Source organism: Microbispora sp. H13382 (genome assembly GCF_014161445.1).
In the GTDB taxonomy this organism is placed as follows: Bacteria; Actinomycetota; Actinomycetes; order Streptosporangiales; family Streptosporangiaceae; genus Microbispora.
Genome location: NZ_JABBXA010000026.1, coordinates 55,432 through 70,961, shown reverse-complemented (window position 1 = coordinate 70,961; position 15,530 = coordinate 55,432). Strand labels below are relative to the sequence as shown.

15 protein-coding genes are annotated in these 15,530 nt (G+C 71.2%); 12 read left to right on the top strand and 3 right to left on the bottom strand.

Translation table 11 applies throughout. The annotated features are described in order from the left end of the window. The first annotated feature begins 204 nt into the window (after positions 1–204). The gene (locus tag HHX41_RS39960; RefSeq protein WP_220504710.1) at positions 205–1,401 is read left to right on the top strand and encodes a Tn3 family transposase; all 1,197 of its coding nucleotides are present in this window, start codon (positions 205–207) and stop codon (positions 1,399–1,401) included. A gap of 130 nt (positions 1,402–1,531) precedes the next feature. Here HHX41_RS39960 and HHX41_RS35415 read toward each other — a convergent pair whose 3' ends face one another. Then, the gene (locus HHX41_RS35415; protein ID WP_182909443.1) at positions 1,532–2,011 is read right to left on the bottom strand and encodes a DUF6326 family protein; all 480 of its coding nucleotides are present in this window, start codon (positions 2,009–2,011) and stop codon (positions 1,532–1,534) included. A 223-nt stretch (positions 2,012–2,234) separates the two neighbouring features. Between HHX41_RS35415 and HHX41_RS35410 the strand changes: the two genes are divergently transcribed. The 3 genes from HHX41_RS35410 to HHX41_RS41355 all read left to right on the top strand — a co-directional run bounded on the left by HHX41_RS35410 (position 2,235) and on the right by HHX41_RS41355 (position 5,189). After that, positions 2,235–3,464 (top strand): sensor histidine kinase, encoded by a 1,230-nt coding sequence (locus HHX41_RS35410; protein ID WP_182909442.1) that lies wholly within the window; start codon positions 2,235–2,237, stop codon positions 3,462–3,464. 115 nt (positions 3,465–3,579) lie between these two features. After that, the gene (locus tag HHX41_RS35405; RefSeq protein WP_220504721.1) at positions 3,580–4,179 is read left to right on the top strand and encodes a response regulator transcription factor; all 600 of its coding nucleotides are present in this window, start codon (positions 3,580–3,582) and stop codon (positions 4,177–4,179) included. Positions 4,180–4,691: 512 nt separating this feature from the next. Beyond that, the gene (locus HHX41_RS41355) at positions 4,692–5,189 is read left to right on the top strand and encodes a site-specific integrase (protein WP_310742319.1); all 498 of its coding nucleotides are present in this window, start codon (positions 4,692–4,694) and stop codon (positions 5,187–5,189) included. Positions 5,190–5,281: 92 nt separating this feature from the next. Here the strand turns inward: HHX41_RS41355 and HHX41_RS35395 are convergent, their stop codons facing one another. After that, positions 5,282–5,437, bottom strand: a complete 156-nt coding sequence (locus tag HHX41_RS35395) for a hypothetical protein (RefSeq protein ID WP_182909440.1) — start codon at positions 5,435–5,437, stop codon at positions 5,282–5,284. A gap of 98 nt (positions 5,438–5,535) precedes the next feature. On the opposite strand from HHX41_RS35395, the gene trpB reads away from it, so the two are divergent. The 5 genes from trpB (at position 5,536) to HHX41_RS35370 (ending at position 10,403) form a co-directional block, all read left to right on the top strand. Further along, complete coding sequence (gene trpB / locus HHX41_RS35390; RefSeq protein WP_259401555.1) at positions 5,536–6,741, top strand: tryptophan synthase subunit beta; 1,206 nt, start codon at positions 5,536–5,538, stop codon at positions 6,739–6,741. Next, positions 6,738–7,553, top strand: a complete 816-nt coding sequence (gene trpA / locus HHX41_RS35385; protein ID WP_182909439.1) for a tryptophan synthase subunit alpha — start codon at positions 6,738–6,740, stop codon at positions 7,551–7,553. Before trpB ends, trpA begins: the two co-directional genes overlap by 4 nt. Continuing rightward, positions 7,550–8,305 (top strand): GntR family transcriptional regulator, encoded by a 756-nt coding sequence (locus HHX41_RS35380; protein ID WP_169982724.1) that lies wholly within the window; start codon positions 7,550–7,552, stop codon positions 8,303–8,305. The genes trpA and HHX41_RS35380 overlap by 4 nt, the downstream gene beginning before the upstream one ends. 174 nt (positions 8,306–8,479) lie before the next feature. After that, positions 8,480–9,082, top strand: a complete 603-nt coding sequence (locus HHX41_RS35375) for a TetR/AcrR family transcriptional regulator (protein WP_182909438.1) — start codon at positions 8,480–8,482, stop codon at positions 9,080–9,082. Further along, complete coding sequence (locus HHX41_RS35370; RefSeq protein ID WP_182909437.1) at positions 9,075–10,403, top strand: glycosyltransferase; 1,329 nt, start codon at positions 9,075–9,077, stop codon at positions 10,401–10,403. The genes HHX41_RS35375 and HHX41_RS35370 overlap by 8 nt, the downstream gene beginning before the upstream one ends. Before the next feature lie 16 nt (positions 10,404–10,419). On the opposite strand, the gene HHX41_RS35365 is transcribed toward HHX41_RS35370, so the two are convergent. After that, positions 10,420–11,631 carry a PAS domain-containing sensor histidine kinase gene (locus HHX41_RS35365; protein WP_182909436.1) on the bottom strand — a complete coding sequence of 404 codons (1,212 nt, stop codon included), beginning with the start codon at positions 11,629–11,631 and terminating at the stop codon, positions 10,420–10,422. Positions 11,632–11,910: 279 nt separating this feature from the next. Here HHX41_RS35365 and HHX41_RS35360 point away from each other — a divergent pair, with 279 nt between their 5' ends. The 3 genes from HHX41_RS35360 (at position 11,911) to HHX41_RS35350 (ending at position 15,291) form a co-directional block, all read left to right on the top strand. After that, positions 11,911–12,366, top strand: a complete 456-nt coding sequence (locus tag HHX41_RS35360; protein ID WP_220504709.1) for a helix-turn-helix transcriptional regulator — start codon at positions 11,911–11,913, stop codon at positions 12,364–12,366. A gap of 5 nt (positions 12,367–12,371) precedes the next feature. Then, positions 12,372–12,782 (top strand): VOC family protein, encoded by a 411-nt coding sequence (locus tag HHX41_RS35355; protein ID WP_182909434.1) that lies wholly within the window; start codon positions 12,372–12,374, stop codon positions 12,780–12,782. 118 nt (positions 12,783–12,900) lie between these two features. After that, the gene (locus tag HHX41_RS35350) at positions 12,901–15,291 is read left to right on the top strand and encodes an excinuclease ABC subunit UvrA (protein WP_182909433.1); all 2,391 of its coding nucleotides are present in this window, start codon (positions 12,901–12,903) and stop codon (positions 15,289–15,291) included. Positions 15,292–15,530 lie beyond the last annotated feature (239 nt).

Here is a 15,530-nt window from a genome sequence, read left to right as displayed (position 1 = left end):
CACCGGCGAGGTTCGGCTCACCGACGCCGGCGAGCTGGTCATCCCGCCGCTGACCGCAGAGGACGTACCGGGCGAGGCCGAGACGTTGCGCGACGAGCTGGCCGTGATGCTACCCCGGGTGCCCCTGGCGTCGGTGTTGGTCGAGATCGACGCCCGGACCGGGTTCACCGACCACCTGGTGCACGCCGGCGGGAAGGTGACCCGGTGGCCGAGCTCAAACGCAACCTGCTGTACGTGGTCATCGCCGAGGCCACCAACATGGGCCTGGGCGCGATGGCCGAGTCGTTCGGCGTGCCCTACGACGTGCTGGCCTGGACCGCCGAGTGGTACTTCCGCCCGGAGACCCTGGAGGCGGCAAACGCGGCGATCGTCAACTACCACCACCGGCTGCCGCTCACGCAGGCGTTCGGGCCAGGCACACTGTCCAGTTCGGACGGTCAACGGTTCCCGGTCAAGGGTAAGTCGATCACGGCCCGGCACCTGTCGCGGTACTTCGCCCGCGGGCAGGGCATCTCCACCTACACCCACGTCTCCGACCAGCACTCCACCTTCGACACGAAGGTCATCGTGGCGACCGCGCCGGAGTCGCACTACGTGCTCGACGGCATCCTCGGCAACGCCACCGACCTGCCCATCGACGAGCACGCCACCGACACCCACGGCGCGACCCTGGCCAACTTCGCCCTGTTCGACCTGGTCGGCAAGCAGCTTTCGCCCCGCATCCGCGACCTCGGGAAGATCACCTTGTACCGGACCGGACCCCGGCAGGAGTTCCTTGCCCGCTACCCGCGGGCGGGTGCGCTGCTGACCCGCCGGCTCAACACCGACCTGATCACCGAGAGATGGGACGACCTGCTGCGGGTGGCCGCGTCCGTGCAGGGCGGGCACGCCACTGCCGCCCTGGTCGTGGGCAAGCTGTGCTCGTCGAAACGCCAGCCGAACGCCTTCACCAGCGCGATCAAGGAGTACTGGGCGCTGCGGCGCACCGTCTACGCCGCCCGGTACCTCGCCGACGAGACCTACCGGCGCAGGATCGCCCGCCAGCTCAACAAGGGCGAGAACCTGCACGCCCTGCGCCGCAGCCTCGCCTACGCCGGCGAGGGCGCCATCCGCCATCGCCACCACGAGCAGCAGACCGAGCAGATGTGGTGTCTCACCGTGGCGACGAACGCGATCGTGTGCTGGTCGACCGAGTACCACGGCCTCGGCGTGGCCGCGCTGCGTCGCGACGGCCACGACATCGACGACGAGGTCCTCGCCCACATTTGGCCCACCCACCACGAGAATGTGCACTTCTACGGCACCCACTCCGTCGACATCGACGGCGAACTCGCCCAACTCGACGCCGACGGCTACCGACCGCTCCGGCTGCCGTCGGAGGCCATCACCGCCGGCCGGTAGCGGCTCCTTCGCGACGGCCACTGGTAACGCTCCGTAGCGCGCGTCTCGTTTGCGCGACGTACATCGGGGTTCTCCTTTACTCATTTGAGGGGTCTCCCTCCTCGGTGGGCGCCGAGGCAGGCGGATCGGTTCAGCGCGCCGACACCGATTCGCGGGAGGATTCGGGGCGTGCGATTTCCGGACGGAATTTCCACGCGTACCGCAGGATGAAGGCCAGGAGCAGCACCTCGATTCCGATGGAGAGGCCGTAGAAGGAGGCCCAGTCCCAGGACTCCCCTACCGCGTTGAACACCGAGAAGGGGATGTAGAGCAATGCAACGACGAGGTTCGTGGCGCGGTTCACCCGGGCGGGCAGCGTCATGGAGAGCATCACCATCAGGGCCGGGATCGCCACGGACGCGGTGAAAATGGTCAACAACGTCCCGCTGATGTCGAACTCAAAGACGACGCCACCCCGGATTTCGTCGATGGCGCCAGGCTTGTAGAGGTGGAAGTAGTCGACGTAGATGTAGAGGAACATGAAGCTGGTCCATGCTGCCGCGAGCTTGGCCTGCACGGGGATCGGCGGGTTGTCGAGCATGCTCGGGGTGTTCGTTCGGATGTCGCTCATCGTTTCTCACTTCCTTTCCGCGCCATTCGTTGGCGCAGGAATGGTCGGAATGCCGTTTCGGAGGTTTTGTTGGGCCGTCCGTTCCGGTTATATGGAACAGATTGCTAGAGCGGCCGCATGCGCCGCTACGAGCCGAGGTCGATGGCGGCGGGCCGAAGGTCTACACCTCGGGTTCGACTTTGGTCGGATGCCGTGGGGCCCGACCCGGCCGTACGCTTTGATCATGATGGCCCCGGCGGACCCGCAGGATCGGAGCCCGCTACCGGCGGGCGTGATCAGCGATGCTGACCACGATCCAGTACGCCCGGCCGGGCGCACGGTCCGCGGCCGGGTCGTCGACGCCACCTGTTTCCTGCTGGCCGTCGGCGTCGTGGTGCAGACCCTGGCCGACAGCCGCGCGCAGCACATCGCGCCGGTCCCGCTCACCGTCGACCTCGTCCTCGGCAGCCTGTGCAGTCTGGCGGTGTGGCTGCGCCGGCGCTGGCCGGTCGGCCTCGCCGTGGCCGTCGGTCTGGTCAGCGTCTACGCGACGTCCGCCGCGGGCGCGGCGCTCGTCGCGCTGTTCACCGTCGCGGTCCACCGGCGCTTCGCAGTGGTCGCCGGGATCGCGGCCGGGTACGCGCTCGTGCCGTTCCTCACGCTGCTGATCCGCCCGGACGTCCCGGTCGGACCCTGGTCGCAGATCGTGCTGGGCGTCGTCTTCGCGCTCGCGGTGCTCGCCTGGGGCATGTTCGTGCGGGCCCGGCGCCAGTCGCTGCGCGAACGGGCCCGGCGGGTCGAGGCCGAACAGGAGCTGCGGGTCGCCGAGGCCCGCCAGGGCGAACGCAACCGGATCGCCCGGGAGATGCACGACGTGCTCGCCCACCGCCTGTCCCTGCTGAGCCTGCACGCCGGGGCGCTGGAGCTACGCCCCGACGCCGCGCCCGACGAGGTCGCCCGCGCCGCCGGGGTGGTCCGCGACAGTGCCTACCAGGCGCTGGAGGACCTTCGGGAGGTGATCGGCGTCCTCCGCGCCGGTGTCGACCGGTCCGACGAGACGCCGGAACGGCCGCAGCCCACCCTGGCCGACCTCCCCGACCTCGTCGACCAGTCGCGGCGCGCCGGGATGACGGTGCGGCTCGACTGCCAGACCGATGCGCTTGCCGCCGTGCCGGCTGGTGTGGGGCGCAGCGCGTACCGGATCGTGCAGGAAGGGCTGACCAACGCCCGCAAGTACGCCCCCGACGCCGAGGTGGCCGTCACCGTCCGGGCAACCCCGGGCGACGGCGTAATCGTCGAGATCCGCAACCCGTGCCCGATGGGCACCGGCGGTGGTACCGCAATTCCCGGCGCCGGCATCGGCCTCATCGGGCTCACCGAACGGGCCGCCCTCGCCGGCGGACGCCTCGAACACGGACCCACCCCGGCCGGTGAGTTCCGGCTCTGGGCCTGGCTACCGTGGCCTACCCTCTGATCGCGGCCAGCGTCGGTCCGTGGCCCGGCTGGGCAGAGAGAAGGAGCCCAACGTGAACGCAGCGGTGCGGGTCCTCGTCGTCGTCGACGACCCGCTCGTGCGGGCCGGCCTGGCGATGGTCATCGGCGGCTCACCCGACCTGACCGTGGTGGGCGAGGCCGGCGACGGAAGCGAAGTAGCCGACGCCGTCGACGCCTACGCCCCGGACGTGGTCCTGATGGACATCCGCATGCCCACCCTCGACGGCCTCGCCGCCACCGAACAGCTGCGCGCCCGACCCAACCCACCCGAGGTCATCATCCTGACCACCTTCGACGCCGACGAGCACGTCCTCCGCGCGCTACGCGCCGGGGCCAGCGGCTTCCTGCTCAAACACACCCCACCCGCCGAGATCCTGCGCGCGATCACGCGGGTCGCAGCCGGCGAACCCATCCTGTCGCCGACCGTGACCCGACAGCTCATCGCCCACCTCAGCGACACCGGCGCCGCCGCCAGGCAACAGCACGCCACCACCGCGCTGGATCAGCTCAGCGAACGCGAACGCGAGGTCGCTATCGCCGTCGGGCACGGCAAGTCCAACGCCGAGATCGCCAACGAACTGTTCATGAGCGTGGCTACCGTGAAAGCCCACATCTCCCGCATACTCACCAAACTCAATCTCAACAACCGTACCCAGATCGCCCTACTCGCCCACGATGCCGGCCTCACCAGCTGACACCGGCAAAGCCTGGCCCCCGCCGGCACCCGGATTGACGGCCCCAGCCAAGCCGCGCCACCGCACGGATGAGGCGGCGAGCCCGTTGCCACGAATCGGGCAGCGGCCAGGGCGTGGGCGGGCAAGCCAGCCGACCCCCGCGGCCGACCCCCTCACGGCCAGACAGCTCAGGCAGGGCCATCGACCACTTCCTTATGCCAACTTCCGCACATCGGCTATGAGCGGGCGAATCTTGGCCGCCTGGCAACGCCCGTTCATCACGAAGGGTTACCGCGTCGAGATGACGGCCGGGCGTCGGACCGGCGGTGGCGGCCTGGCCGCGGTGATCCCATCTTCACCGGATAACGGCCTATTATCCGGTGCATGGACGATCGCGCGGCGATCACGACCAGCGGCGCCACCCGCAGCGATCTTGACGGCAGCGCACTGGACCGTCTCGCCGACCACGTCGGCGCCGACCGGTACCTCGGCGACGTCACCGGCGACGAGCTCGCCGATACGCTCACCGCGCTGTGGGGCCAGTCCGCGGCGTCGACCTGGAACCAGCGCAGACCACCGCCCGCGCCGCCGAGATCCTCGCCCTCGACATCGCCGACCTGGAACTCGACGCCCGCCGCGCCCGCGTGGTCTCCAAGGGCGGGGACATCGAGTACGTCTACTGGGCATCCGGTACCGCGCACCTGCTGCCCCGGCTCCTGCGCAGCCGCACCGCCGGCCCGGTCTTCCTGTCCGAACGCCGCCCCGGCCCCGCCCGCCGGCCTCCGGCCAAAGACATCTGCCCGCACACCGGCCGCGCCCGTCTCGGCTACGACCGGGCCCGCGCCCTGCTCGACCACTACACCCGCACCGACACCTCGCCCGGCTGGGACCTGCACCAGCTACGCCACAGCGCGGCCACCCACCTCGGCGACGCCAACGCCGGCCTACAACTGATCATGGCCAAGGGTCGGTGGCGCAACCCACGCACCGCCATGCGCTACGTCAAACCCGGCGCCGTCGCCCTCGCCTAGGTCACCGAACTCCTCGACACCGCTCCACCCCGGCGTGGCTGACGCCGTCCACACCCTAGATCAACTGCTTAGCGTTGTTTTTGGGCTGGAAACTACGGGCGGCCCTTGCTGACCGCGAAGCTCTGCGTGGCGTCGCGCAGGGCCTGTTCGGCGCACGCCCCGGGGTCGGCGCCGAACTCTCCCGGCAACCGTGGCGGCCCGCGCTGCCGGACGCACTCGCGGCGCGGCGACCAACCGAACCAGCGCAACGAGGACTGGGTGAACGGAGGTGGCGCGTCCCCATCGTCCGTGCCAGACTCATTGTTATAGAACTCACTCAAGAGTTATAGAACGATGGGAGAGTGGCATGCGAGACGTGCTGCCGTTGCGCGAGCCGGCCCCGCCGGACGGGACGATGGGCGAGCCCCGAGCGCGGGGCCGATTCGGCGAGTACGGCGGACGGTACGCCCCGGAGTCTCTGGTGGAGGCGTGCCGCGAGGTGGACGAGGCGTTCCGGGAGGCCTGGGCGGATCCGGGGTTCCGCGGCGCCCTGGCGCGGCTGCTCGCCGTGCACGCCGGGCGGCCGACCCCGCTCACACCGGCGCACCGGCTGTCGGAGGCGCTGGGCGTACGGCTGTACCTCAAGCGCGAGGATCTCACCCACACCGGATCCCACAAGATCAACAACGTGCTGGGCCAGGCTCTGCTGGCCACCCGGATGGGACGGCGGAGACTGATCGCCGAGACGGGAGCGGGTCAGCACGGGGTGGCCACCGCGACCGCCGCCGCGCTGCTCGGGCTGGAGGCCACGGTGTTCATGGGCGAGCGCGACATCGAGCGGCAGGCCCTGAACGTCTTCCGGATGCGCATGCTGGGCGCCGAGGTGGTCCCGGTCACCACGGGCAGCCGTACTCTCAAGGACGCGACCAGCGAGGCCATGCGGCACTGGGTGGGCGTGACCGGCGACTCCCACTACTGCATCGGCTCGGTCGTCGGGCCTGATCCGTACCCGTGGATGGTCAGGGAGTTCCAGCGGATCATCGGCGACGAGGCCCGCGGGCAGTGCGCTGCCGAGCTGCGGACCGGCGTGCCGGACTACGTGGTCGCGTGCGTCGGCGGCGGCTCCAACGCGGCCGGCACGTTCGCCGGATTCGCCGACACCCGGGCGCGCCTGGTCGGGGTCGAGGCGGAGGGCGGCGCCGGGGCGGCCCGTGGCCGGCTCGGCGTCATGCACGGCTGCCGCTCGCTGTTCCTGCAGGACGACGACGGGCAGATCGTCCAGGCGCACTCCATCGCCGCCGGCCTCGACTACCCGGGAGTCGGCCCGGAGCACGCCCACCTGCGCGACCTGGGCCGGGCCCGCTACGTCACGGTGACCGACGAGGAGGCGGCCGGTGCGGCGGTACGGCTGGCGCGCACCGAAGGCATCCTCCCGGCGCTCGAATCGGCGCACGCCCTGGCCTGGGTGATCCGCGCGGCGGGCGACGGCGAGCTGCCCGCGGGATCGACGGTGCTGATGACGCTGTCCGGCCGGGGAGACAAGGACGTCTCGACTTTGAAGGAGCTGCTGTGACGGACCCCACCCTGGCCGCCGGCGCGGTCGAACGCCACCTGCGTGCCCGCCGGGACACCGGCCGCGGCCTGCTCATGCCGTACGTCACCGGGGGCATCACGCCCGGCTGGACGGACTACCTGCGGGCGTTCGCCGCCGCCGGGGCGGACGCGATCGAGGTCGGCCTGCCCTTCTCCGACCCCACGCTGGACGGCGTCACCATCCAGCAGGCGAGCGACACGGCACTGGCCCGGGGGGCGAGCACCCGCCGGATCCTCGCCGACCTGTCCGGCGTGCTGGACCTGGGCGTGCCACTCGTCGCCAGCACCTACTACAACCTCGTGCTGCACGACGGTCCCGAGGCGTTCTGCGCCGCGTTGCGCCGGGCCGGCGTGGACGGCCTGATCGTGCCCGACCTGCCGGTGCACGAGGCGGACGAGCTGACGGACGTGGCCGCCGCCGCCGGGATCGAGCTGGTCCTGCTGGCGTCGCCGGCGACGCCGCAGCCGCGGCTGGGGGAGATCGCGTGCCGCAGTCGCGGATTCGTCTACGCGGTGTCGGTGATGGGCACGACCGGTGAGCGGGCCGCCCTCGCCGCTTCGGCGGCGGAGCTCGCCGAGCGGATCAGGCGCGTCTCGGACCGGCCGGTCTTGCTAGGATTTGGCATTTCCACCCCGGACCAGGCACGCGAAGCCCGCCGGCACGCCGACGGCGTCGTGGTGGGCGCCGCGGTCATGCGGCGGGTGCTCGACGGGGCCGGGCCGGACGACCTGCGGGCCTTCCTCGCGCCCCTGCGGCAGGCCCTCGACCAGGAGTGTGACCGACCACGATGACCCCCGACGCCGGGCACGAGGCGAGATACCGCGCCATCGCCGCCGACCTCGCCGCGAAGATCCGGTCGGGACACTACGCCCCCGGTGAGGCCCTGCCGCCGCAACGGGAGCTGAGCGCCTCCTACGGGGTGACCCTCATGACGCTGCGCCAGGCGTTGCGGCAGCTCAGCGACGAGAGGCTGATCGTGCAGCAGCCCGGGCGGGGCACGTTCGTCGCCCCGCCCCATCTGGCGTACCAGCTCGACTCGCTCCGCAGCCTGGTAGACGACCTGCGTAAACAGGGCCACGAGGTGCGCACCGCGGTGGCCGGGCGGGCGGTGCGCCGGGCCCCCGCCCGGATCGTCGCGGAGCTGCGGCTGCGTCCCGGCGACACCGCCCTGCGGCTGGAGCGGGTCCGCGAGTTCGCGGGACGCCCCGCCGTACACCAGGTGTCCTGGGTCCGCCGGCCGGTGGCCGACCAGATCCGCGACCGCGATTTCACCGCCGTCTCCCTCTACACGGCCCTCGCCGACGCGGGAGTGACGGTCGCCCGGGCGTCCGAGGTGGTCCGGCCCGGTCTGCTCGACCCCGCCGCCGCCCGCCACCTCCACGAGCCGCAGGGCAGCCCGGTGCTCGTCAGCAGCCGCATCACCTACACCCTCGACGCCACGCCCGTGGTGTCCGACCATGCCACCATCCTCGGCAGCATGATGGAGATCCGCACCGAACGCGCGGCCACCGGCATCTCTCTCACCTGGGGCGCCACCAGCTGAGAGCCAGTGCCGGGCAGGCTCCTGCGGACCCGGCACGTCGCGTGAGCACCACGGCTGTCGCACCGGGCCTCGGTTTCAGGGATCAGGTCCTCACGCATCCGGGGGTCCTCGGCCGGGCGGAGTGCGAGCAGATTTCACTTGATCCGGCCGTCAATTGAATATAAGAACTACTCCATGGAAAGCGAGACCAGGCGTCCGTACCGCATGGGTGCCCGGGCCGCGGCCGCGGAGGTCACACGTACGCGCGTGGTGGAGGCGGCGGCCGCGCTGTGGAGGCGGCGCTGGTACGACGACGTCACGCTGCAGCACGTCGCCGACGAGGCGGGTGTCTCGGTGCAGACGATCGTCAACCACTTCGGCGGCAAGGACGGGCTGGCCGACGCCGTCGCCGAGAGGGTGGCGTCGCAGGCGGCGCTCACCCGTGAGGTGCCGGCCGGTGATGTGGCGGCGATCGTGGCCGTCCTCTTCGAGGACTACGAGCGGCACGGCGACGCCAACGTGCTCTGGACCGCGCAGATGGACCGTGTCCCGGCGATCGCGCGGGCGGCCGCGGACGCCCGCGTCCGGCATCGGGCGTGGCTGGAACAGGTCTTCGCCGACCGCCTCCCGGCTCAGGGCCCCGCCCGTGAGCACGCGCTGAACCTGCACTACGCCGCCACGGACGTCTACCTGTGGAAGCTGTGGCGGCGCGACCTCGGCCTGTCGCGCGAGGACGCCGAACGAGCCATGCGCGACCTGCTGACCTCCATAGACCCCCGGAAGAGCCACGATGCCTGAGAACTTCCTGTTCGCCACCTGGGCCGGCGGCGGAGCCGTGCCGCCCGTCCTGTCGGTCGCCCGCGCGCTGCGCGAACGCGGCCACAGCGTTCGCGTGCTGGCCGACAGGTCACTGCACGAGGAGATCGACGCCGCCGGCCTGGAGCCGATCGCCTGGACCACGGCGCCCCAGGGCGACGTCACCGATCCGGCCAAGGACGTCATCAGGGACTTCGAGGCCCGCACGCCGCTCGGCGCGTTCGCGCGGCTGAGAGATCGCATCGTCTGCGGTCCCGCGGCCGACTACGCGCGGGACACGCTGGCCGAGTTGCGCGCCCGCCCGGCCGACGTGCTGGTCGCCGAGCACATGCTGCTCGGCGCGCTCATCGGCGGCGAGGCCGCCGGGATCCCCGTGGCCTCGCTGGTGACGACCCTTTACCCGCTTCCCACTCCGGGTGCGCCGCCGCCCGGTCCGGGCCTCGCTCCCGCTGCGGGCGCGCTGGGGCGCCTGCGTGATCGGGTGCTGACACAGCTGGTCCTCAAACCGTGGGGGAAGGGATTGCCGGCGTTGAACGCCGCCCGCACCGCGCACGGCCTGCCGCCGGTGGACTCGGTGATCGACGCGTTCGACCGTGCCGACCTTGTGCTCGTGCTGTCCCCGCGTGCGCTCGACTATCCCGGCAGGCGATTTCCCGCCCGCCTGCGGCACGTCGGCCCACGGCTCGACGACCCGGCCTGGGCCGGGGAGTGCGAGCTGCCGGACGGTGACGCGCCGCTGGTTCTGGCCAGTCTGAGCTCGTCGTTCATGAACCAGCGCACGCAACTCGAGCGCATCGCCGAAGCCCTCGGCACGCTGCCGGTGCGCGGGCTGCTGACCACCGGCCCTGCCGTGGACCCCGCGACGGTCCGGGCGCCCGGCAACGTCCTGGTCGCCGCGGCCGCCCCGCACACCATCGCGCTGCGCCACGCCGCGGTGACGGTCACGCACGCCGGCCACGGTACGGCCGTCAAGTCCCTGGCCGCCGGAGTCCCCCTGGTCTGCTTGCCGCTCGGACGGGACCAGGGCGAGGTGGCACGGCATGTCGAACTCGCCGGGGCCGGGATCACCGTGAGCAAGAACGCCTCACCCCGCACGATCGCCCGGGCGGTCGACCGCGTCCTAAGCGAGCCCTCTTTCCGGCGGGAGGCGCGACGACTGGCGGCCGAGATCGCCGCCGAGACGGCCACCGACCGAGCCGTCGCCGAACTCGAGTCCCTCACCGGACGAGCGGCCGGCGGAGACGGGGGCGCGCCCGGACGCGGTACGGCCGAAGCGTCCGGCCATCATCACGCACCGAGCTGATCGCGCACACCTTCCTTCAGGGGCGTCGCTCGGTGGCGAGGGGCAGGCGCAGGACGAGACGGGCCCCGCCGTGGTGTTCGGCGACGTACAGCCGGCCGCCGTGCTCCTGGGCGATCTCCCGGGCGATGGACAGGCCGAGCCCGGACCCGCCCGGATCCCGCAGGCGGGCCTCCTCCCGCCGGTAACGGCGCTCGAAGACGCGTTCGCGGTCCTCCGGCGGGATGCCGGGGCCGTCGTCGACGACCTCCAGGACGGCGTCGGGCGGGTCGGCGACGACGACGACTTCGATCGTGGTGTTCGTGTACCGCTCGGCGTTGGTCATCAGGTTGCTCAGCAGACGGGCCAGGCGGATCTCCGACGCGCGCACGCGCACCTGCGGGTCGAGGCGGGTGAGGACGCAGGTGCCCGGGGTGCGGCGGTCGAGTTCGTCCGTGACGAACTCGGCGAGGTCGATCAGGCGGTGGTTCTCATGGGTCTCGGTGTCCAACCGGGCAAGATCGAGCAGGTCCGCCACGATGTCGTTGAGCCGTTCCGCGTCGCGCAGCAGTTTGCGCAACATCCGCTGCAGGTCGCAGCCGGGGTCGGACAGCGCGACCTCCAGTTCCGTCAGCAGGCCCGTGAGTGGATTGCGAAGATCGTGGGAGGCGTCGTAGACCAGTCGCCGCTGCCGTTCGATGGCCTCGCGCAGAGCCGAGGTCGTCTCGCGCTGCTCCCGGTGCGCCTGCCTGAGCTGGTCGTTGAGGGTCTGCAACTGCAGGGCCAGGCAGTCCGTCCTTCCCTCGTGCTCGCCGCCGACGCCGGAGCGCCGCAACGCGAGGACGAAGTCGGTGACCTCCTCGGTGCTGAGGACGATCCACCGGACCTCGCCGTGCGGGCCGGGAATGGGAGTGATGACCGTGCTCCAGTACCGCTCCTCGAACATCCCGGGCCGGTCCGCCATCGCGATGTCGTACCTCTGGAGCGGCACGAAATCGCGCCGGCGGGTGGTCAGCACCTGTTCCAGGGAGGTTCGCAGCATCCGCGCTCCCTGCTGCTCGGAGTCCTCCGGCGCGGCGGGATTGGGCGGGAAGACGTCGAAGAGGTCGCGGCCCAGCAACTCCTCGCGGCCGCGCCCGCTCACCTTCAGGAAGACGTCATTCACGTCGATCATGACGAAGTCGGGGGTCAGCACCGCAGACGGGGCCTGACCGGCCCTGAACACCGCCCCGTAGTCGATTTCCGACCTCATGCCCACGGTGCCTTTCCGCACCAGCCTTCCAGCCCCCGCAGTCGGCATGACTCCCGGCCGCCCATGCCACGCGGCCGTGCACTCTCCATTCCCGTGAGGCCGCGTGTCAACGGGTAAGGGGCAGCGAAGCGGTGACGGAAAAGCAGATGAACGGGTCCGGAGCCATCACGAGGACAGTTCATCGCCTCAGCCGGCCGGTGTCCGGGCCGTCCGGGCGGACAACCGGGTGATCGTCGTCCGCTGAAGCGGACGCGAAATGTCGGTGGCGGCACGTACGGTATGCAGGTGACCAGCAGAACCGCCACGGCACAGCATCTGCGCGACCTCGCGCTGCTGCGCCGCGTCCGTGACCGGATCGACCGGGAGTACGACCGGCCGCTGAACGTCGAGGCGCTCGCCCGCGGCGTGAACATGTCGGCCGGGCACCTCAGCCGGCAGTTCCGGCTCGCCTACGGGGAGTCGCCGTACGGGTACCTGATGACGCGGCGGATCGAGCGCGCGATGGCGCTGCTGCGCCGCGGCGACCTGAGCGTCACCGAGGTCTGCTTCGCGGTCGGCTGCTCGTCGCTGGGCACCTTCAGCACCCGCTTCACCGAGCTGGTCGGTGTGCCGCCCAGCACCTATCGGCGACAGGCCGGGAGCGCGACGGCCGGCATCCCTTCATGCGTGACGAAACAGGTGACCAGGCCGGTCAGGAATCGAGAAGCGCGGCTCGCCGAGCCGCAGCTAGCGTGACCGCCATGGACGTCACCATCCACTCGGTCTTCCTCCCGCACGATGACCCGGACGCGGCCCTGGCCTTCTACCGGGACACTCTCGGCTTCGAGGTCCGGGGCGACGTCGGATACGGCGGGATGCGCTGGATCACGGTCGGCCCTCCCGGCCAGCCCGGCACGTCGATCGTCCTGCACCCGCCGGCCGCCGACCCCGGCACCACCGACGAGGAGCGCCGCACCATCGCCGAGATGATGGCCAAGGGCACCTACGCGATGATCGTTCTTACCACCAGGGACCTCGACGGCGTCTTCGATCGGCTGCAGGCCCGCGGCGCCGAGGTCGTGCAGGAGCCGATCGAGCAGCCGTACGGGGTCCGCGACTGCGCCTTCCGCGATCCCGCCGGCAACCTGCTCCGCATCAACGAGCTGCGCTGAACCCGCGCCGCCGCACGCCGGTCCAGGGACCGCGCCGTCGCGGAGAACCAGACGTACCGGCCGAAGCTGGTGAGATCATGCCAGGCGACGCCGCCTGCCCGCAGGATATGGAGACACGATGAGCATGGCCCCGAGTACGGACGCGCAGCCGCCCGCGCCGCACGCCGCCGACACCCACGACCTGATCCGTGTGTACGGTGCCCGGGAGAACAATCTCAAGGACGTCAGCATCGAGATCCCGAAGCGCCGGCTCACGGTGTTCACCGGCGTCTCCGGCTCGGGCAAGAGCTCGCTGGTGTTCGCCACGATCGCCGCCGAGTCGCAGCGGCTGATCAACGAGACCTACTCCGCCTTCGTGCAGGGTTTCATGCCGACGCTGTCCCGGCCCGAGGTCGACGTGCTCGACGGGCTGACGACCGCGATCGTCGTCGACCAGGAGCGGATGGGCCCCAACCCCCGCTCGACCGTGGGCACCGTCACCGACGCCAACGCGATGTTGCGCATCCTGTTCAGCCGGCTCGGGCAGCCGCACATCGGCTCGCCCCAGGCGTTCTCCTTCAACGTCGCCTCGATCAGCGGAGCGGGCGCGGTCACACTCGAGCGCGGCGGCAAGACCGTGAAGGAGCGGCGCGATTTCAAGATCACCGGCGGCATGTGCCCGCGCTGCGAGGGCATGGGCCGGACGTCCGACATCGACCTGTCCCAGCTGTACGACGATTCCAAGTCGCTCAACGAGGGCGCGCTCACGATCCCCGGCTACAGCGTCGACGGCTGGTACGGCCGCATCTTCAGCGGCTCCGGCTTCTTCGATCCGGACAAGCCGATCCGGGAGTTCACCAAGAAGGAGCTCCAGGACCTGCTCTACAAGGAGCCGACCAAGATCAAGGTCGACAACATCAACCTCACCTACGAGGGACTGATCCCGCGGATCCAGAAGTCGATGCTGTCCAAGGACAAGGACGCGTTGCAGCCGCACGTGCGGGCGTTCGTGGAGCGGGCGGTGAAGTTCATGACCTGCCCGGAGTGCGACGGCACCCGGCTCAGCGAGGCCGCCCGGTCGTCCACGATCAAGGGGGTCAGCATCGCCGACGCCTGCGCGATGCAGATCAGCGACCTGGCCCGCTGGGTCCGCGGCCTCGACGAGCCGTCGGTCGCGCCGCTGCTCACCACGTTGCAGCAGCTCCTCGACTCGTTCGTGGAGATCGGGCTGGGCTACCTGTCGCTCGACCGGGCGTCGGGCACGCTGTCGGGCGGCGAGGCACAGCGCGTCAAGATGATCCGCCACCTCGGCTCCTCCCTCACCGACATCACCTACGTCTTCGACGAGCCCACAACGGGCCTGCATCCCCACGACATCCAGCGGATGAACGCCCTGCTGCTGCGGCTGCGGGACAAGGGCAACACGGTGCTGGTCGTGGAGCACAAGCCGGAGATGATCGCGATCGCCGACCACGTCGTCGACCTCGGCCCCGGCGCCGGTACGGCGGGCGGCGCCGTCTGCTTCGAGGGCACCGTCGAGGGCCTGCGGACCAGCGGCACCGTCACGGGCCGCCACTTCGACGACCGGGCCGCCCTGAAGGAGACGGTGCGCACGCCCACCGGCACGCTGCAGATCCGCGGCGCCACGGCGAACAACCTGCGCGACGTCGACGTCGACATCCCGCTCGGAGTGCTCGTCGTCGTCACGGGAGTCGCCGGCTCCGGCAAGAGCTCGCTCATCCACGGGTCGATTCCGGGCGGCGCTGGGGTGGTGTCGGTCGACCAGGGCGGGATCCGCGGCTCGCGGCGGAGCAACCCGGCGACGTACACCGGACTGCTCGACCCGATTCGCAAGGCGTTCGCGAAGGCCAACGGCGTGAAGCCGGCGTTGTTCAGCGCCAACTCCGAGGGCGCCTGCCCCACCTGCAACGGCGCCGGTGTCATCTACACCGACCTGGCGATGATGGCCGGCGTCTCCACCACCTGCGAGGAGTGCGAGGGGAAGCGGTTCCAGGCAGCGGTGCTGGAGCACAAGCTCGGCGGGCGCGACATCAGCGAGGTGCTCGCGATGCCGGTGACCGAGGCCCGGGAGTTCTTCGGCTCCGGCGAGGCGCGCACGCCCGCCGCTCGCGCCATCCTCGACCGGCTCGCCGACGTCGGGCTAGGCTACCTCGCCCTCGGCCAGCCGCTCACCACGCTGTCCGGCGGCGAGCGGCAGCGGCTCAAGCTGGCCACCCACATGGCGGACAAGGGCGGGGTCTACGTCCTCGACGAGCCGACCGCCGGCCTTCACCTCGCCGACGTCGAGCAGTTGCTCGGGCTGCTGGACCGGCTGGTCGACGCCGGCAAGTCGGTCATCGTCATCGAGCACCACCAGGCGGTGATGGCGCACGCCGACTGGATCATCGACCTCGGCCCCGGCGCGGGGCACGACGGAGGCCGGATCGTCTTCGAGGGCACCCCGGCCGACCTCGTCGCCGCCCGCTCCACCCTCACCGGCGAGCACCTCGCGGCCTACGTCGGCGCCTGACGCGGGCCGCCCGCGGCAGCCGTACGGGCAGGTCGCCGTCGCCGGGGGCCGAGGGAAGCAGCGGGACTCTGGGGGAGTGGTCTGCCGCAGGTCGTCGCCCGATCGGCCGGTCGGAGTGCCGGTCGATCGGGATGCGTTGACCGGCGCGTTGCCCTCGGCCCCTGCCCCGCGCGAGCAGGGGCCGGCGGTCACGAAGTGCGGACGTCACGCCGCTTGACCCTGACGCTGGGTCAATCTCT